Here is a 20,159-nt window from a genome sequence, read left to right as displayed (position 1 = left end):
AATGAAAGCACATACATCTGAAACACAATCAACTATATCTCCAGAAAAAGCATTACAATTTTTAAAAGAAGGAAACCAAAGATTTGTAAACAATCTTAAAGTAAATAGAAACTTGCTAGAACAAGTAAACGACACCAGAGAAGGACAATGGCCTTTTGCAACCGTTCTAAGCTGTATAGACAGTAGAACATCTGCCGAACTTATCTTCGACCAAGGTTTGGGAGATATTTTCAGTATTAGAATTGCAGGAAACTTTGCCAATCAAGATATTCTTGGCTCTATGGAATTTGCATGTAATGTTGCTGGCTCTAAACTTGTTTTAGTTTTAGGACACACCAATTGTGGCGCTTTAAAAGGAGGATTAGATGCTGCAAAAATTGAAGACTTAGGAATGGACAATCTTAATCATTTAATTTATCATTTCGAGCCTTGCATCCACGAAATTATAAATGAAGGCGAAGAACGTTCTTCTAAAAACGAAGCTTTATTAGAAAGGCTTAATCTTTGCAATATAAAAAGAACTATCGAAGATATTAGACACCAAAGTTCTACCCTTAGAGGATTAGAAAAAGAAGGAAAAATAAAAATTCTTGGCGCAAACTACGATGTGAAAACAGGAGTTGTAACATGGTTGTAGTTTTTGCGACACATATTAAACAAGTGCGAGAGAATCTTCATATATTTTTGATTTTTAATTAACAACAAATCTTTCTCGCATTATAGCCTCGTTTTTACGAGGCTTTTTTCTTTCAAAATATTTATAAAAAAAGTCGTGAAACTGCTAATTATAACAATTTCACGACTTTAAAATATTTAAATTGACGAAAACTACTTTCCGTTAAAAGTATTCATCGTATTATTAACTCCAGCGAAAACAAAAGACAAACTGGCTTTTGCAAATAATTCTATCCTGTCTTGCAACGTTTTCTGCTCTTCTTCGTTCCATTTTCCCAGAACATAATCTATCTGTTTTCCTTCGGAAAAATCTGCCGAAATACCGAAACGCAACCTTGCGAAATTTTGTGTTTGTAAAATCTCTTGTATGTTCTTCAAACCATTATGACCAGCGTCTGAACCTTTTTTTCTCATTCTTAAAGTTCCAAAAGGAAGTGCCAGATCATCTGTAACGATTAATACATTTTCTAACGGAATATTTTCTTTTTGCATCCAAAAACGAACGGCATTTCCCGAAAGATTCATATAAGTATCTGGTTTCAATATAAACACTTTTCTTCCTTTGTATTTCCCATCAGAAATCCAACCAAAATTTGCCGTTTTGAATGGAGCTTCCAAAGTTTCTGCAATTTTTTCAGCCACTTTAAAACCAATATTATGACGTGTTTCCGTATATTCTTCGCCTTTATTTCCTAAACCTACAATTAAGTACTTCACTTTTCTTATTTAAAATTTGATTTTGCAAAGATAAATTATTGAAAATAAAAAATCTCAACCAAATTATTATTGACAATATCTAAAACTATAATTTAATGTATTCGTAGGTAGAATTATCACCATTACTACTTGCAGAAATGGTGTATCCTTCAGAATCGTATGAGTACGAAGCCGTAGCATCTACAGTTGTTCCCATCATAGATTCTGTAATAGAGACTTTACCAAAATTATTAGTTCCCGTTCCGTAAAAAGCAAAACTAAAATCCGAAATGGAGAGTTGTCTGAAATTTTCTGGCAATGTAGAAAAAGCCGCTATTTTGTTATCAAAATTACTAAAAATAGAAGTCACTACTAAATCTGGAAGTGGCGATCCTGGCATTTTTGTAGTAAGAACAACTTTAGAGATATTTTTTCCTGTATAAGAAATATCACAAACAAAAGACTGCGAAACTAATGAGCCTATACTTGCCGTTTGAATGTATTTAGTAATTTTTCCATCAGAATTATAAGTAAAAACAGTGGTTTTATCGGTAGTATTAATTACGCTTCCACTCATAGACATTTCGTCTGTAGATTCTATTTTGGTAATATTCCCTACAGAATTATATTCAATGTTTTTGGTAGTAGAAGTTGTTTCTGTTCCCGTTTGCTCGTCTTTTATTACAGTTACAGATTTAGAAATTAATCCGTTTGAATAGGTTAAATCTGTAGTTAAAGAACCATCTGAAATAGCGATTTTAGTCAATACTTTATTAGAATAGGTAAAATTATAGCTAATAGAAGCTTTATTACTATCTGTTGTATTATATTTAGAAAGTACTTTTGCACCTGTTCCTCCCGTTCCTCCGCCGCCAGAGTTTCCTCCGCCTCCGTTTCCAATGCCTATATCGCCAATTCCATGAAGTAAATCTCCGTTAGAATCTGCTTCCGGAACACAAGAAACAAATAAGAAAAGACCACAGATTAAAGAAAATAAAAATTTTACAGATTTCATTGTATCAGTTTTTCACAAATTTACACATTTTTATGTTGCAAAATATTGTTCAACAAAATATTTACTTCATCTACATTTTTCACGGCGTCTTTTCTCATCATCAGCTGATTACCTTCTTTGCCAGACTTCTCTTTGAGTTGAGCTTCTCGAGGATTTTGACTTAGATATGCAATTAGAGTTCTGAATTTTTCGCTTTGGTAAAATTTATCTTGAGGATTATCTGGGAAATATCCCAAGAAAATTCCGTTTTTCATTACAATTTTATCAAAACCAATTTCTGCCGCAAGCCATTTCAACTCAACAGATTTTAATAAATTAATGGCTTCTTTCGGAATTTCACCAAATCTATCAACTAGCTCATTTTCAAATTGCTGCAAATCTTCTTTTGTTGAAATTTCTGCTAATTTTTGGTAAAGTGACAATCTTTCTTCAGTTGAATTCACATAAGAATCTGGCAACATCAGTTCAAAGTCAGTATCAATATTAACTTCTTTCTGAGATTTGAATAATTTTTTACGATCTTCTTCATTCTCAAATAAATTCGAAAATTCATCATCATTTTGAAGTTCTTCCAAAGCTTCTTGCATAATTTTTTGATACGTTTCAAAACCCATTTCGTTGATGAAACCACTTTGTTCTGCTCCCAATAAATCTCCTGCTCCACGTATTTCTAAATCCTTCATTGCAATTTGAAAACCGCTTCCCAAATCCGAAAATTGTTCAATCGCTTCCAAACGTTTTCTGGCATCCGAAGTCATCATGTCAAACGGTGGCGTTATCAAATAACAAAATGCTTTTCTATTACTTCTACCAACTCTGCCTCGCATTTGGTGCAAATCTGCCATCCCGAATCTTTGTGCATCATTGATGAAAATCGTATTTGCATTTGGAACATCCACTCCAGATTCTACGATAGTTGTAGAAACCAAGACATCATATTTTCCTTCCATAAAATCTAAAATTCTCGTTTCCAATTCTTTTCCATCCATTTGTCCATGACCAGTTACCACTCTTGCATCTGGAACCAAACGCTGAATTAAACCTGCAATATCTTTCAGATTTTCAATTCTATTGTTGATGAAATAAACTTGTCCGTCTCTTTGAATTTCATACGAAATAGCATCTCGTAGAATTTCTTCGTTGAAACCAATAATTTGTGTATCTACAGGTTGACGATTTGGCGGTGGCGTTTTAATTACCGATAAATCTCTTGCAGCCATCAAAGAAAACTGTAGCGTTCTTGGAATTGGTGTTGCCGTCAAAGTTAATGTGTCAATATTTGCTTTTAATGTTTTGAGTTTATCTTTTACATTCACCCCAAATTTATGCTCTTCATCAATAATCAACAATCCTAAATCTTTGAAAACGATGTCTTTTCCTACCAATTGATGTGTCCCGATTACAATATCAATTTTACCATTTTTAAGACCTTCTTTGGTTTCGTTTTTCTGTTTTGTAGAGCGAAATCTATTCAAATAAGAAATACTTACAGGAAATTCTTTCAACCTTTCTTTGAAACTTCTATAATGTTGAAACGCCAAAATAGTAGTCGGAACCAAAACCGCAACTTGCTTTCCATCAGTTGCCGCTTTAAAAGCCGCTCTAATCGCAACTTCTGTTTTCCCGAAACCAACATCTCCACAAATTAATCTGTCCATTACGCCATCATTTTCCATGTCTGCTTTCACATCATTGGTTGCTTTTTCTTGGTCTGGAGTATCTTCGTAGATAAAACTTGCTTCCAATTCATTTTGCAAATAAGAATCTGGAGAAAAAGGAAAGCCTTTTGCAGCCTTTCTTTGTGCATATAATTTAATCAAATCAAACGCTATTTGCTTCACTTTAGCTTTGGTTTTCTGTTTTAGAGATTTCCAAGCTGGCGAACCGAGTTTATTTAATACAATTTCTCTTCCATCAGGACCGTTGTATTTTGAAATTTTATGAAGCGAGTGAATAGAAACATATAATAAATCGTTGTTTTTGTACGTCAATTTGAAACATTCTTGCGTTTTCCCATCGTTGGTAACCTTCACCAATCCCATAAATTTACCAATTCCGTGGTCGATATGCGTAATGTAATCTCCCACTTTTAGAGACATTAAATCTTTTAGCGTTAATTGCTCGGATTTTGCAAAAGAATTTTTAGCCTTATATCTTTGGTAACGGTCAAAAATCTGATGGTCTGTATAAACTGAAATTTTTAGTTCAGAATCAATAAAACCTTCGTGAAGTTCAGATTTAAATGCTTTATACAGTTGTTGATTTTCTTGATTCTCTGTTTTTGGCTCTTGATTTTCTTGAATTGAAGCGAAAATTTCGTCTAATCTTTCTTTTTGTTTATCACCAGAAAAGGAAATCCAAATTTCAAAACCTTGTTCTTTTTTTTCTTTTAAATCTTCGGAGAGAAGTTCAAAATTTTTATGAAAACTAGGCTGTGAAGTTTGATTTAAAGGTAAAGTTTTAAAATCGTTAAGTTGTTGCGAAGTAAAATCAATCGCTTTAAATTTTTTCAAATTTTGGAAAAAAACCTCATCAGAAACGAAAAGAGTTTCTGGTTTTTGATGTTTGAGTTCTTTGCTTAAAGTTTCAAATTTTTGTTCGGCTTTATCATAGAAGTCTTTCAATTTTTTTACTGTAAGATAAGCATCTTTTGTAATGATAAAGCTATTTTCTGGCAACAAATCTAAGAGAGAAACTTTACTTCCTGTAACTGCAAAATTCATATTAGAAACCAATTCGAATTCTTCTACTTTCCCTGTTGAAAGTTGAGTTTCGATGTCAAATTCTTTAATACTTTCTACCTCATTCCCGAAAAAGGTAATTCTGAAGGGTTTTTCGTAAGCGTAAGAAAAAACATCTACAATACCGCCACGCACCGAAAATTCTCCAGGCTCTGAAACAAAATCTGCAAAATTAAAATTGAATTGATTCAAAAGTTCATCAGTGAAATCAAAATCTAATTTATCGCCCACTTTTATGGTGTGAGAAATAGCTTTGAAATCTTCTTTTTTCAAAACTTTTTCAGAAAGTGCCGAAGCTGTAGCTACAATAACCTTTGGTTTGTTATCAAAATTCAACCTATTGAGAACTTCTGTTCTTAAAACGATATTTGCGTTTTGTGTTTTCTCGATTTGATACGGTTCTAAATGAGTTTCTGGAAAATACAACACATTTTCTTCGCCAAGCATTTCTTCTAATTCTGAAGTAATATAATGAGTAGATTCTTTGTCATCTATAATGAAAAGCACACTACTATTCTGCTGGTTTTGGCATTTGGTTAAAAACAATTCTGTAGTTAAAATGGAAGGAACAGAGCCCGCAAAACCTTTCACGGAAATGTGTTTGTTCTTATCTAAATTCTCGAAAATTTCTTTTCCAAAATTCTTCCTAAGAAGCTCTGGAAGAAGTATTTGATTAATATTTTTTAGCATTTTGAATTCGTAAAGTTGTAAAAAAGTTTATCGTTTTTCAATTTTTATAAAACGACAAACGCGATTTCGGGTCTCTCCGAAATCGTTAATTTTTGCAAAAATACGATTTTAATTTTTTAAGTTGTTTTTAAGGATTAATAAACTTTAGTTAATCTATTGAGAATATTTTCTAATACCTTATTTGGTTGCTAAGTTTGTACCATCAAAACACAAATGATACACTATTAATACAATTTATAAATGACAAAATCATTATAAAGTGTTGCTTTACTAATAGGAATTTAAAAAATGAAACTCCAGAAGAGAGATTCAGAGAAAGGAAAATATAGTTATTGTTTAGATAGGGAAAGAAAACTTATCCTTATTAGAACCGATGAACTCAATTCATCGGTTTTTTGTTTATTTTTGCAAAATGATTGGTTTCATAAAAAAAGTAGCTGCTAAAATCTGGGCAAAAAACCACGTAAAGCAGACAGAATATTATAAAAATAATGCAGAACAACTTCAAGAAAAACTCCTTCTTGATTTAGTAAAATCTGCTGAAAAGACTTTATTTGGTCTTCAACACAACTTTTCGGAAATAAAATCGATTGAAGATTTTCAAAAAAATGTAAAAATTTCGGATTACGAAGACTTAAAACCTTTTGTTGAAAAAGTAAAACACGGAGACAAAAATATCCTTTGGAAAGACACTCCAGAATATTTTGCTAAAACTTCTGGAACTACTTCTGGCACTAAATATATTCCGCTCACTTCAGAAGGAATGGATTACCAAGTAAAAGCTGCGCAATCTGCACTTTTCCATTATATTGCTCAAAAAAACAATGCCGATTTCGTGAACGGAAAAATGATTTTTTTGCAAGGTTCACCAGAATTAGAAGACATTAACGGAATAAAAACAGGCAGACTTTCGGGAATTGTAGCACATCACATCCCCAATTATTTACAAAAAAACAGATTGCCAAGTTACGAAACCAATTGCATAGAAGATTGGGAAACTAAAGTTGACAAAATTGTAGAAGAAACTGAAAAGGAAAACATGACCCTGATTTCGGGAATTCCGCCTTGGTTGATTATGTATTTTGAAAAATTAATTGAAAGAAATGGCAAAAAAATAAAACAACTGTTCCCAAATCTTCAATTGATTGTTACAGGTGGTGTAAACTACGAACCTTACCGCGAAAAAATGGAAGAACTTTTGGGAGGAAAAGTTGATATTATCCAAACATTTCCTGCAAGCGAAGGATTTTTCGCGTTTCAAGATGATTACGAGAAAGAAGGACTTTTGTTGCAATCAAATCATGGAATTTTCTACGAATTTATTCCATTGGAACAATATGGAAGCTTCGACTCCGCTCAGCAACCTCTTTTTGAGAGATTAACGTTAAAAGATGTTGAACTCAACAAAGATTATGCATTGATTTTAACGACAAATTCTGGACTTTGGGCATATTCTATTGGTGATGTGGTGAGATTTATTTCTAAAAATCCGCACAGAATTTTGGTAAGTGGAAGAACGAAACATTTTACTTCCGCTTTTGGCGAACACGTAATTGCTTTTGAAGTGGAAGAAGCGATGAAAGCTACAGTGGAGAAATTTCCAGCACAAATTACAGAGTTTCACCTTGCGCCGCAAGTAAATTCCGAAAATGGCGAATTACCTTATCACGAATGGTTTATAGAATTTGAAAAAGAGCCAGAAAATCTAGAAAGTTTCCGCCAAAATCTAGATTTGGAAATGCGCAAAAGAAACACGTATTATGATGATTTAATTTCTGGAAATATTTTGCAAGTTTTGAAAATTACCAAATTGCAGAAAAACGCCTTCCAAGAATATGCAAAATCTGAAGGAAAATTGGGCGGACAAAACAAAATCCCAAGATTAGCAAATGATAGAAAAATTGGGGAGTTTTTAGAGAAGTTTAAATTTTAATTACTCACTCACAAACTTCAATCCTACTATAGAAGCAATTAATGTAACAACGAAAAAGATGCGCCAAAAAGTAGCTGGTTCGTTAAAGAAAAAGATTCCCATCAAAACGCTTCCTACGGCTCCAATCCCAGTCCAGATGGCGTAAGCTGTACCAATTGGCAAACCATTTTCGCCAGAAATAGCTTTGTACATGAGAAACATCGATAAAAACAGACACACCAAAAAACCTAACCACCAATAAAGATTTTCTTTACCCGAAGTTTGTTGAGCTTTTCCTAAACAAAAAGCAAAAGACGTTTCAAACAATCCTGCAATGATGAGTATTAACCAATTCATTCCACAAATATAGACTATAACTATCAAAAAAATATTTGTAATTCTGTTATCTTTGCTCTATGATTTCTCTTGAACCTATAAAAACTCTGGAAAACAAGGAGTTTAGAAACCTGCTTACCGGAAGATTTTTTTTAATTTTAGCTTTTAGAATGCTCGCCACATTATTAGGATGGTGGGTTTATCAATTAACCAAAGACCCTTTTTCAATCGGATTAATTGGTTTATCAGAAGTTATTCCCGCTGTTTCTACTGCTTTGTATGCAGGTCATGTTATCGACATGAATGAGAAAAAGAAAATGCTACTTATTTGCACTGTAGGTTATTTTGTATTGATTTCTTTATTGTTAATTCCTGCATTTTATTCTTTGCACCTTCATTTTACAGGACATCAAATCACTTATTACATCTACGGAATTATATTTTTTACAGGAATTTGCAGAGCTTTTATTGGCCCAATTATTCCGGTAATGATTCCTAAAATTGTTGGCAGAGAAAAACTTCCCAATGCCATTACGCTCAACCAAGCAACTTTTCTTATGGCTTCCGTTTCGGGGCACGCAATTGGAGGATTCCTTATCGCTTTAATTACCATAAAATGGACTCTTGTTGTTATTTTATTGTTGATTTTTTTAGCTTCAATATTTTTCATTCAAATCAAAAAACAACATTCGGAATACCAGAAAAATGAACTTGAAATCTGGACTTCCATGAAGGAAGGCATTGCTTACATTTACAAAACCAAAGAAATTTTAGGAGCATTATGTTTAGACATGTTTGCCGTGCTTTTCGGTGGCGCAGTAGCGATGATTCCCGTTTTCGCGAGTGACATTTTAAAATCTGGAGCCGAAGGTTTCGGTATTTTGAACGCAGCTTCAGACATTGGCTCTATGATTATTATCGTAACACTTTCTTTTATTCCTTTGAGAAAAAACCAAGGAAAAATTTTAATTGGAGTAGTTGCCGGTTTTGGTTTGTGCATTATCGGTTTTGGATTGTCGAAATTATATTGGCTATCTTTCCTTTTTTTGATGCTTAGCGGTATGTTTGATGGAATTTCCGTAGTAATACGAGGAACTATTGTTCAGCTAAAAACGCCCGATAATATTAGAGGAAGAGTAATGAGTGTAAACTCTATTTTCATTATGTCTAGCAACGAAATGGGACAATTTGAAAGTGGCGTTGTGGCGAAACTTTTAGGTGTTGTAAGATCTGTAGTTTTCGGTGGAACAATGACGGTTCTTATTGCTCTTTTTGTAGGAAAATTTGTTCCCAAATTGAGGAAAATGGAATATTAAAAAGCATTTTAATTTTTTTAAAAAATATTAATTCTTAATAACTCATCTATTTATCCACATTTTATTCTCATCTAACTTTCTGCAATCAAAAGCCTTATCTTTAATCCTAATAAAAACCAACATTAACCTCAAAAAAAAATTAAAAAAACTATCTTTGCCTTATGGCACAGAAGGAAACATTATCATCTCTTACTCATGGTAATTTCGCGAAGGAACTCTCTATCTCGAACGGTAAAATGCCGCCCAATGCAGTAGAATTCGAGAAATTGGTTATCGGGACATTTTTAATAGACAAAAAAGGATTAGATTACTCTATAGATTTACTTAGTCCAGAAGTTTTTTACGACCCAAGGCATCAAGAAATTTTTAGAGCAATCCTCAATTTGTATGAGAAAAATGAACCTGTTGACTTAATGACGGTAATACAAGACCTCAAAAGAACCGAAAAATTAGGTTTTGCAGGTGGAGACCATTATATTATAGACCTTACCATGGGCGTAAGTTCTTCTGCGCACATAGAATATCACGTACGTGTAATTCTGGAAAAATTTATTTTAAGAAGCTTAATTAATGTTTCTGCAAATGTTATCGACAATTCTTACAAAGAATCTACAGACGTTTTTGAGTTATTAGACAAAGCAGAACAATCTTTCTTCGAAATTACCAACGGAACCATCAAAAAAGGATTCGATACCGCTAATTCATTAGTAAGAGAAGCTATTGATAAAATTAAATCGTTAAAAGACAAAGAAGGACTCTCTGGTGTACCATCTGGTTTTAGAGATGTAGATAAAGAAACCGGAGGTTGGCAACCATCAGATTTAATCATTATTGCTGCACGTCCTGCAATGGGAAAAACAGCTTTTATTCTTTCGATGGCGAGAAATATTTGTGTTGACCATCAAATTCCAATGGCTCTTTTCTCTCTGGAAATGGCTTCGGTACAATTAATTACCAGAATGATTGCCTCTGAAACAGGAATTTCCTCAGAAAAATTAAGAAAAGGACAAATGTCTGAAGAAGAATGGCAAAGACTTTTCTCCAACGTTTCTGCTCTAGAAAATGCACCACTTTATATCGACGAAACACCTTCACTTTCTGTTTTCGATTTTAGAGCAAAATGCCGAAGATTGGTAATGCAACACGGCGTTAAAATAATTATGGTAGATTACCTTCAGCTAATGACTGCCAACTCTGGAGGAAAAGGCGGCGGAAACAGAGAGCAAGAAATTGCAACCATCTCTCGTTCTCTTAAAGCAATTGCTAAAGAATTAAATGTACCTGTAATTGCACTTTCTCAGTTATCGAGAACCGTAGAAACCAGACCCAATAAAAGACCTCAACTTTCAGACCTTAGAGAATCTGGAGCTATTGAACAAGATGCTGATATTGTATCTTTTATCTACAGACCCGAATATTACAAAATAGAACAATGGGAAGACGAAACACCTTCTGCTAACCAAGCCGAACTTATTATTGCAAAACACAGAAATGGTTCTATTGCAGACGTAAGATTGTCATTTCAAGGTAGTTTGGCAAAATTCTCAGATTTGGATATTTTTGGTAATTATCACACTTCAGGATTTGCACAGCAAGACGAACCTGGAGGTTTTGAAAAACTAAGAGTTTCTGTAGATCCTGGCGCTGCTTTCGGATTACCAGACACCGGAAATATCTCTGGTTCTGCCATGAATGACGACGAAGACGAAGAAATGCCTTTTTAACATACAAAATTGTAGATTTGCAAAGTCGTAAAATCGTTTAAACTAATTTACGGCTTCACAAAATTCATGAAAATCGAAATTTACACAGACGGAGCTTGTAGTGGTAACCCCGGAAAAGGAGGCTACGGAATTCTAATGCGCGTTCCTGAAAAAAAATATCAAAAAACATTCTCCGAAGGTTTCAGATTGACTACCAACAACAGAATGGAACTTTTAGCAGTAATAGAAGCTTTAGAAAAGTTAAAAAACCCTGAAAATGAAGTTCATGTATTTACAGATTCTAAATATGTAGCAGATGCAATTAATCAAAATTGGATTTTTGGATGGATAAAAAAAGGTTTTAAAAATGTAAAAAATCCAGATTTGTGGCAAAGATTTATTCCGCTTTTTAGAAAACATAAAGTACAGTTTCATTGGATAAAAGGACACGCAGGACATCCTGAAAATGAAATTTGCGACCAACTTGCCGTAAAAGCTTCTCAATCTTCAGATTTAAAAATCGATACATTTTTTGAAAACCAAAAAGAAAATGGATTGTTCTAATGATAAGCTACCCTTTTTGCGTTCTAAACGCAGAAAGGGTTTTTTGATTAAAAATGCTTATTTTTGGTAAGTATTTTTACACTTTATAAATTTAAAAATTTAGACTTCTAATAAAAAAATGATAAAAACAGATGTACTGGTTATAGGTTCGGGAATTTCAGGGCTTTCTTATGCCATAAAAATTTCAGAACAATTGCCAGATGCCAAAATCACCATCGTTACCAAAGCCGAAGAAGACGAAACAAATACCAAATATGCTCAAGGCGGTTTGGCTGTTGTGACAGATTTCAGCAAAGATAATTTCGAAAAACACATCGAAGACACCATGCGTGCTGGCGATGGAGAAAACAACAGAGAGGTGGTAGAAATGGTGATAAAAGAAGGGCCAGACCGTTTCCGCGAATTGGTAGATTGGGGAACAAGATTCGATAAAAAAGAAGACGGAGAATACAAACTTGGCAGAGAAGGTGGACATACAGAATTCCGAATTGTACACCACAAAGACATTACCGGTGCTGAAATTGAACGAGCGTTGCTAGAATATTGCAACAATTCTGAAAATATAGAAATTCTAGATTACCATTATGTTATAGATTTAATTACGCAGCATCACATTCCAAACAAAGCGTTTGATAAAGAAAACATCAATTGTTATGGAGCTTACGTTTTAGACCAAAAAAATAAAAAAATTAAGAAAGTTACTGCCAAAATAACGTTAGTAGCTACTGGAGGTGCTGGTCATGTTTATAAAAACACTACCAATCCTATTATTGCTACAGGAGATGGAATTGCCTTTGTACACAGGGCTCGAGGCAAGGTTTCTAACATGCAATACATACAGTTTCATCCTACTGCAATGTATTCTAAAAGAGACGGAATGCTTTTTTTAATTTCCGAAGCCGTTAGAGGTGATGGCGCAAAACTCAAAACCAAAAATGGAGAAAAATTCATGCACAAATATGACGAAAGAGAAGAATTGGCCTCTCGAGATATTGTTGCAAGAGCTATAGATAACGAAATGAAAATTTCTGGAGACAATTATGTAGGATTAGATTGCACAGAAATGAACAAAGAAAAATTTATAGAACATTTCCCTAATATTTATCAAAAATGTATAGACGAAGGAATTGACCCTTTTAAACAACTAATTCCTGTGGTTCCTGCAAGTCATTACCTAATGGGCGGAATTGTGGTGGACAAAGATGGACAATCTTCTATCAAAAATCTTTTTGCAGTGGGCGAATGTACCAACTCTGGCCTTCACGGCGCTAACAGACTCGCTTCCAACTCATTACTAGAAGGATTAGTTTTCGGGCATAATGCTGCTATGAAAACGGTAGAATTATTAAATATTGATGAATTTAATTATTTCGACCTCCAAAATGTACCAGAATGGAATGATGAAGGCATGAAAATAATGGAAGAAAAAGTATTAATTTCTTACCTCAGAAAACAGCTTCAGGAAATGATGAGCGATTTGGTAAGTATTGTAAGAAGCAATAATAGACTGAAACTGGCACAGAAAAAACAAAAAGAAATCTTTGACGCAGTAACAGAATTATACAGTTACTCTGTAATTTCACCAGAACTTTCAGAATTAAGAAATTTGGTAAATATCTCTTACCTCATTATTAAAAATTCTTTAGAAATGACTGAAAACAAAGGTGCTTTTTATAATAAGGATTTTGCATAGTCTAATTAATAATAATATTTTTTTTGAATCCTAAATTTTCAAAACATAATAAAACAATGAAACGCCCAACTTACGTAACAGATAAAGCTTTAAAACAATTTATAAAAAATGCTTTGGAAGAAGACATCCAAAGCGGAGACCACTCTACATTATCTACCATTCCTACAGATTTGGTACAAAGTGCAAAACTTTTGGTAAAAGAAGATTGTATTTTGGCAGGTGTAGAATTAGCAGAAATTATTTTTAAAACTTTCGATAAAAATCTTAAAGTAGAAGTTTTTATTAAAGATGGTGAAAATGCTAAAAAAGGAGACATTGCATTTGTAGTTACAGGTAAAGCTCAATCAATACTTTCCACAGAAAGATTAATTCTTAATTGTATGCAAAGAATGAGCGGCATTGCAACGCTTACTCACGATTGGGATGCTAGACTTCTCGGCACAAAAACTAAACTTCTAGACACCAGAAAAACCACCCCAAATTTCAGAATTTGCGAAAAATGGGCAGTTTCCATTGGTGGCGGAACTAATCACAGATATGGATTGTACGACATGATAATGCTTAAAGACAACCACATAGATTACAACGGAAGTATTACCAACGCTGTAAAAATGACACAAGATTATCTCAAGAAAAATAAATTAAAACTAAAAGTAGAGGTAGAAACCAGAAATCTCGCCGAAGTAGAAGAAGCCGCAAAATTAGCTGGAAAAGGTATAGACAGAATTATGTTAGACAATATGGACATTAAAACCATGACCGAAGCCGTTAAATTAATTAACGGAAAATGTGAAACCGAAGCTTCTGGAGGCATTTTACGGGAACAGCTCAACGCCATTGCTAAGACAGGAGTCACGTATATTTCGGTAGGAGCGCTCACACATTCCGCTGAAAATATTGACCTAAGTCTCAAAGCAGTAAAGTAAAAACCCTATAAAACCACGCTAAAATGCGTGGTTTTATGCTTTTCATAAAAAAACTTTCAAAATATTAACATTGTGTTAATTTTTGTTAACAAAAAAAAATGTATTTTCGCCACATAAATAAATCATTAGAAATTAATAAAATTTTATGAAAACCAACTATTTAGGAAAGTCTAAACTTTCAGTTGTCATTGCTCTATCTGCTGCTAGTGTAGCTTTTGCACAATCCGTAAAAGACACTACAAAAACAAAAGACATTGACGCTGTTATCTTGAAAGGTGTTACGGATATTGCTAAAGACAGAAAAACTCCAGTTGCTGTTTCTAACATTAAAGCCGCACAAATCATTGAAAGAGCAGGGAATCAAGAGCTTGTTGAAATCCTGAACACTACACCATCTGTATATGCTACTAAAAGTGGAGGTGGTTTTGGTGACTCTGGAATTACTTTACGTGGTTTCGAATCTAGAAACGTTGCCGTAATGGTAAACGGTATGCCTGTAAATGACATGGAAGGAGGCACTGTTTATATGTCTAACTGGACTGGTCTTGCAGATGTTACAAGCACAATTCAAGTACAAAGAGGTTTAGGTTCTTCTAAATTAGCTATTGCTTCTGTAGGAGGTACGATGAATTTCCTAACTCGTTCTGCTGATATGAAACAAGGAGGAGTTTTCAGATTGGGAATAGGAAATGATAATTATTTTAAAACTTCTATTGCTTATAATACAGGTAAATCACAAAAAGGATGGTCTTCATCTTTCTTATTAGGAAGACAAGCTGGAGCTACTTACGTTGAAAATACTAATTATGAAGCTTATACTTATTATTTTGCACTTGGTTACCAACCTAGCGCAAAGCATAATTTGCAATTCATGATTACTTCTGCTCCTCAATGGCACGACCAAAGATCTTACGCACCGACAATCAACAGTTATATTAAATACAATCCTGATCACGACGGAACTCCATACAGACAATACAATTCTGATTTTGGATATTATACAGATGCTAATGGTAATAGAATAGCTTTATCTAACAGAAGTAATTATTACAGCAAACCTGTAATGATGCTTAACTGGGATTGGACTATCAATGAAAAATCTACTTTAAGTACTGTAGTTTACATGTCTAACGGACGTGGTGGTGGTACCGGAGATTTAGGAAAAGTGGGAGTAAATGGGATGACTGGTTTCTATGACACCAATGGTCACTACGACTATGATAAACTTTTTGCTGCAAATGCAGCTGTAAATGTTAATACCGCTAATGCTGGAAGCACTTTAATTAGAAGATCTAGTATTAACTCTCACAACTGGTATGGTATCTTAATGAATTTCCAACATAAACTAAATGATAATTGGAACTTATCAGTAGGTACAGATGATAGATATTATTATGGTTATCATTATCAAGTAGCATCTAATTTATATGGAGCATCTGGCTACAAAGATGATAAAAATAAAAACATTGCGCCTAACGTTGTAAGTAATCTTTATGATTATAAAAAAATGACTTGGAATCCATTTGGTGGCTCTACAGCACCAATGTCTGACAGAATTGGCTATAGCAATGACGGAGAGGTATTATGGTATAGTGGATTTGGACAAGTAGAATATACTAAAGATAAACTTTCGGCTTTCATTCAAGGTTCAGTCTCTAACCAAGCTTACCAAAGAATTGATGATTTCATAAAACCTGGTTCTACTCAACAAGGACAAGTTGTTGACAGAAAAACAGGATTTAAAAATCTTTTTGGTTATACGGTAAAAGGAGGACTTAATTATAATATCGACAGTCATCACAATGTATTTGGTAACATTGGATATTATAGCAAACAACCTTTTATGAATTCAGTTTATCCAAGTAATTTCCAAGTAGTAAACCCTACTCTAACTAATGAAAAGATTTTTGGCTCTGAAATTGGTTATGGATTCAAATCTGCTAAATTTAATGCAAAAATTAATTTATACAGAACTGAATGGAGAGATAGATGGTACAGAAGAGGCAATATTGCTAATATAGATGGCAATGGTAATACAGGATACTCTGAAATTAGCGGAATTACTCAGCTTCACCAAGGTGCAGAATTTGAAGCAAACTATAAAGTTAATAAATATCTAGAATTGGACGGAATGTTCTCTTATGGAGATTACAAATACAAAGGAAATGCTACAGGTTCTAACTTCTTAGATGACAACACTCCTGTTACTACCAATGGCTCTAATACTTCTGTATTATACCTTGATGGTGTAAAAGTAGGTGGAAGCAACAACAGTATTCCTCAAACTACAGCATCTTTAGGAGCAACTATTATACCAGTAGAAGATCTTAGAATCTACGGTACTTGGCAATATGTAGGAAGAATCTACTCTGCAATGAACGTAGCAGACTTCTTAACTCCTGGTAAAGAAGCTTTACAATTGCCAGATTTTAATTTATTAAACATTGGTGCTTCTTATAAATTAAAACTAAAAGGGACTAACCAATCTTTATCTATTGGTGCGAATGTTTACAACTTACTTGACACTACTTACATCCAAGATGGGGCTACTAATACCCCTGTAAAAAAACTAAGTAATTTCAAAACCAACACCAATACAGATGCGCAAGCACAAGCATTATATGATGCTTATCAAGCAACTCTATACAAAGGTATAGACCCTTCAAACAGAGTATTCTTTGGCTTTGGTAGAACTTGGTCTACAACAATATCATTTAATTTCTAAGAAATTAATGACTAAATAATTTTTAAATCCCGGCTTTTCAGTCGGGATTTTTTTTGCAAATATTTCAAAAATGTTTTGTAAATTTGTGTGAATTCAATTAACTATGACGATAGTGATAAAATTCAAAACACCAACCATAAGATTTATTTTTAGTCTTATTTTTTTCCTTTCTTTTTCATCATTTTTTGTTGCTCAAAACATTACTTCTCTTTCTAAAGACGAACAAAATCTAGACAATAAACTTTCTAAGATAAAAACAGAACTTCTTCAAGATTCTGAAAAAAATAAATTCACTATTTACAACACTTCATTCTCTCAGCTCAAACCATTTATAGAAACTACAGAACTATTCAAAATATTGAATGAAATGCCAAAAGGCGCACTTTTGCATAGCCACAGCGGAGGAATTGCAAATACAGATTGGCTTATTAATAAAGCTTCTGAATACGAAAATTGCTACATTTTCATCAATCAAGACCAGCAAAAATATATCTACGGGCAATTAATGATTTTCGAAAAAGAAGAAGTCCCTGTTGGTTTTATTAAGTTAAGTGACTTTTTGAAAAGCAATGCTAATGCAAAAGAAAAACTTCTAGATTTATACACTTTAAAAAGGAATAATCTTACAGAATATATCGATTATTGGAGTGAATTTGAAAAAAGATTTCAACGAATTGAAAGCATCTTAAATTACAGACCAATTTTTAAAGAGTACTATCAGGAAGCTTTCTTAGAACTATTAAAAGACAACGTGCAACACGTGGAGATAAGATATATTTTCGGACAATTATTCGACGAAAAAAATAAAAATTATCCAATTGAAAAAGCTGTTTTAGATTTAAAAGAAATTGAAAAAAAAATCAAAAAAACACATCCTGAATTTACTTTAAAAATTATCTACACCAGTCTTAAATTTTTAGACAAAACGGTTGTAGAACAAGAATCAGAAAAGGCTTATCAACTCAAGAAGAAATTCCCAAATTTTATTACAGGTTTTGATTTGGTCGCAGATGAAGCATCGGGACATTCGGTAGCATATTTCAATCCGCTTTGGGAAAAAATGAAAATTTTGGAGAAAAAATACAGAGTAAAACTTCCTCTATATCTTCACGCTGGCGAAAGTTGCAGTTTATACAATCATAACATTTCTGAAATTCCTTTTGCGTACAATAAAAGAATTGGACACGCTTTGAACTTAATTTATTTCCCAGAATTAATGAAAAAAGTGAAACAAAATAATAATTTGGTAGAAGTAAGCCCAATTAGTAATCAAACTTTGGGCTACGTGAGTGATTTGAGAAATCATCCTGCAAGAGTTCTTTTGGCAAATAACGTTAACATTTCCATCAACAGTGACGACCCCGCAGTTTTTGGCTATGAAGGTCTTTCTTACGATTTTTGGATGGCTTTTATCAATTGGGATTTAACCGTTAAAGATTTAAAAAAACTGATATTCAACAGTATAGATTATTCTTCGTTAAATTCCTCAGAGAAACAAAAAGCAAAAATACATTTAGAGAAAGAATGGAATACTTTCGTTAGAAATAATGTAGAATAAATTCAACTTCTTTGTTAAGGTTTCGAAATGCAGGCACTTCGTTTACGATATTTTTATATATTTGCATTTCAAAAACTTAAAAATGGAATTTTATAACATCTTTTTAAATGCACACAAAGGTTTTGGATACCTTATTTTACTTTTAGCAGCTTTATTTTTAGTTTCACTTGTGGTAACTATGTTTGGCTTCTCTGGTAATATTTCTAAACTTTTGAGAAAATCTACACTATTTACAATGATTTTCTTTCACGTTCAGTTATTAGTAGGAATTCCATTATTATTTATTTTTTCACCAGGTTTCAAAGCAGCTTTAGCACAAGGAAATCTAATGAGCGACGCTTATAACAGAACCACATTTGTAGAACATCCTTTTGCAATGATTGTGGCAGCTGTATTGTTAACAATTATCAATAAATATATGAAAACCAACGAAAAACTTTCTCTAAAAATAGTTTTCATGGGAGTACTTGCAATCGCTTTATTCGCTTTTGTGTTCCCTTGGACTAGAGTTTTCGGCGGCTAATTTTTATTAACCCATTTAAAATTTTATTACAATGAAAATCGCAGTTGTAGGCGCAACAGGTATGGTTGGCCAAGTTATGTTGAAAGTATTGGAAGAGAGAAATCTTCCTATAACAGAGTTAATTCCAGTAGCTTCAGAGAAATCTGTAGGTAAGAAGATTACTTATAAGGGCAAGGAATTTAGCATCGTTTCAATGGATACCGCGATTTCTATGAAACCTCAAATTGCAATTTTCTCAGCTGGTGGTGGTACTTCTTTAGAGTACGCTCCTAAATTTGCAGAAGTAGGTTGTACTGTAATTGATAATTCATCTGCTTGGAGAATGGATCCTACTAAACCATTGGTAGTTCCAGAAATCAATGCACACATCTTAACTAAAAAAGACAAAATTATAGCAAACCCGAATTGTTCTACCATTCAAATGGTGATGGTTCTAAATCCGCTACACAAAAAATACAAAATTAAAAGAGTAATTGTTTCTACTTACCAATCTGTTTCGGGAACCGGCAAAGCTGCAGTTGACCAATTAAATGCAGAAATTGCAAACGCTGTAAACCCTGGTTCTGTAGAAGTAAATGCTGTTTATCCTTATCAAATCTTCAAAAATGCATTGCCACAATGTGATGTATTCTATACAGATGATTATACTAAAGAAGAATTAAAATTAATGAATGAACCTAAGAAAATTATGGGAGACGATTCATTAAAAATTACTGCTACAGCAGTTAGAATTCCTGTACAAGGAGGTCATTCTGAAAGTGTAAACGTAGAATTTGAAAATGATTTTGATTTAGCCGAAGTAAAAGATATTTTAGCCAATACATCTGGTGTTGTTCTTCAAGATGATGTAGAAAACAAAGTTTATCCAATGTGTTTCTACTCTGAAGGCAAAGACGAAGTTTTTGTAGGAAGAATTAGAAGAGACCTTTCTCAAGATAACACTCTGAACTGTTGGATTGTGGCAGACAACCTGAGAAAAGGAGCCGCTACAAATGCCGTACAAATTGCAGAATACGTAATTGCCAATAATTTGGTATAAAAAATAAAAATGCTCACAGATTTGTGAGCATTTTTTTGCCACAGAAT

At 33.3% G+C, this 20,159-nt stretch carries 15 protein-coding genes; 11 read left to right on the top strand and 4 right to left on the bottom strand.

Annotated elements, in window-relative coordinates:
* The first annotated feature begins 1 nt into the window (after position 1).
* A complete protein-coding gene (locus QM746_RS03430; RefSeq protein ID WP_414982938.1) occupies positions 2 to 637 on the top strand; it encodes a carbonic anhydrase in 636 nt (211 codons plus the stop codon).
* A 191-nt stretch (positions 638 to 828) separates the two neighbouring features.
* Here the strand turns inward: QM746_RS03430 and pth are convergent, their stop codons facing one another.
* The 3 genes from pth to mfd form a co-directional block, all read right to left on the bottom strand.
* A complete protein-coding gene (gene pth / locus QM746_RS03425) occupies positions 829 to 1,392 on the bottom strand; it encodes an aminoacyl-tRNA hydrolase (protein ID WP_414982937.1) in 564 nt (187 codons plus the stop codon).
* A gap of 85 nt (positions 1,393 to 1,477) precedes the next feature.
* A complete protein-coding gene (locus QM746_RS03420; protein WP_414982936.1) occupies positions 1,478 to 2,386 on the bottom strand; it encodes a hypothetical protein in 909 nt (302 codons plus the stop codon).
* Positions 2,387 to 2,406: 20 nt separating this feature from the next.
* The gene (gene mfd / locus QM746_RS03415) at positions 2,407 to 5,817 is read right to left on the bottom strand and encodes a transcription-repair coupling factor (protein WP_414982935.1); all 3,411 of its coding nucleotides are present in this window, start codon (positions 5,815 to 5,817) and stop codon (positions 2,407 to 2,409) included.
* A gap of 412 nt (positions 5,818 to 6,229) precedes the next feature.
* Here mfd and QM746_RS03410 point away from each other — a divergent pair, with 412 nt between their 5' ends.
* Entirely contained in the window at positions 6,230 to 7,750 is a 1,521-nt protein-coding gene (locus QM746_RS03410; RefSeq protein ID WP_414982934.1) for a GH3 auxin-responsive promoter family protein, read from the top strand.
* Here QM746_RS03410 and QM746_RS03405 read toward each other — a convergent pair whose 3' ends face one another.
* Complete coding sequence (locus tag QM746_RS03405) at positions 7,751 to 8,086, bottom strand: DMT family transporter (RefSeq protein ID WP_414982933.1); 336 nt, start codon at positions 8,084 to 8,086, stop codon at positions 7,751 to 7,753. It lies immediately after the preceding gene.
* A gap of 59 nt (positions 8,087 to 8,145) precedes the next feature.
* Here QM746_RS03405 and QM746_RS03400 point away from each other — a divergent pair, with 59 nt between their 5' ends.
* From QM746_RS03400 to QM746_RS03360, 9 genes are all read left to right on the top strand, one after another.
* Positions 8,146 to 9,381, top strand: coding sequence for an MFS transporter (locus QM746_RS03400; RefSeq protein ID WP_414982932.1), 1,236 nt, complete (start codon positions 8,146 to 8,148; stop codon positions 9,379 to 9,381).
* Between the two features lie 161 nt (positions 9,382 to 9,542).
* Positions 9,543 to 11,105, top strand: a complete 1,563-nt coding sequence (gene dnaB, locus QM746_RS03395; RefSeq protein WP_374362576.1) for a replicative DNA helicase — start codon at positions 9,543 to 9,545, stop codon at positions 11,103 to 11,105.
* Positions 11,106 to 11,171: 66 nt separating this feature from the next.
* A complete protein-coding gene (gene rnhA, locus QM746_RS03390) occupies positions 11,172 to 11,648 on the top strand; it encodes a ribonuclease HI (protein ID WP_414982931.1) in 477 nt (158 codons plus the stop codon).
* Positions 11,649 to 11,766: 118 nt separating this feature from the next.
* Complete coding sequence (nadB, locus tag QM746_RS03385) at positions 11,767 to 13,341, top strand: L-aspartate oxidase (RefSeq protein ID WP_414982930.1); 1,575 nt, start codon at positions 11,767 to 11,769, stop codon at positions 13,339 to 13,341.
* A 56-nt stretch (positions 13,342 to 13,397) separates the two neighbouring features.
* Complete coding sequence (gene nadC, locus QM746_RS03380) at positions 13,398 to 14,267, top strand: carboxylating nicotinate-nucleotide diphosphorylase (protein ID WP_414982929.1); 870 nt, start codon at positions 13,398 to 13,400, stop codon at positions 14,265 to 14,267.
* Between the two features lie 145 nt (positions 14,268 to 14,412).
* Positions 14,413 to 16,992, top strand: a complete 2,580-nt coding sequence (locus tag QM746_RS03375) for a TonB-dependent receptor (RefSeq protein WP_414982928.1) — start codon at positions 14,413 to 14,415, stop codon at positions 16,990 to 16,992.
* A gap of 103 nt (positions 16,993 to 17,095) precedes the next feature.
* On the top strand, positions 17,096 to 18,550 hold the full coding sequence (locus tag QM746_RS03370) for an adenosine kinase (RefSeq protein ID WP_414982927.1): 1,455 nt from the start codon (positions 17,096 to 17,098) through the stop codon (positions 18,548 to 18,550).
* A gap of 82 nt (positions 18,551 to 18,632) precedes the next feature.
* Positions 18,633 to 19,073 (top strand): hypothetical protein, encoded by a 441-nt coding sequence (locus tag QM746_RS03365; RefSeq protein ID WP_414982926.1) that lies wholly within the window; start codon positions 18,633 to 18,635, stop codon positions 19,071 to 19,073.
* 31 nt (positions 19,074 to 19,104) lie between these two features.
* The gene (locus QM746_RS03360) at positions 19,105 to 20,112 is read left to right on the top strand and encodes an aspartate-semialdehyde dehydrogenase (RefSeq protein WP_414982925.1); all 1,008 of its coding nucleotides are present in this window, start codon (positions 19,105 to 19,107) and stop codon (positions 20,110 to 20,112) included.
* Positions 20,113 to 20,159: the final 47 nt, after the last annotated feature.

The sequence above is a fragment of the Cloacibacterium sp. genome (genome assembly GCF_047601505.1).
Lineage (GTDB): Bacteria > Bacteroidota > Bacteroidia > Flavobacteriales > Weeksellaceae > Cloacibacterium.
Note: the sequence above shows the minus strand (reverse complement) of the source record. Positions and strands in the feature narration are given on the sequence as shown.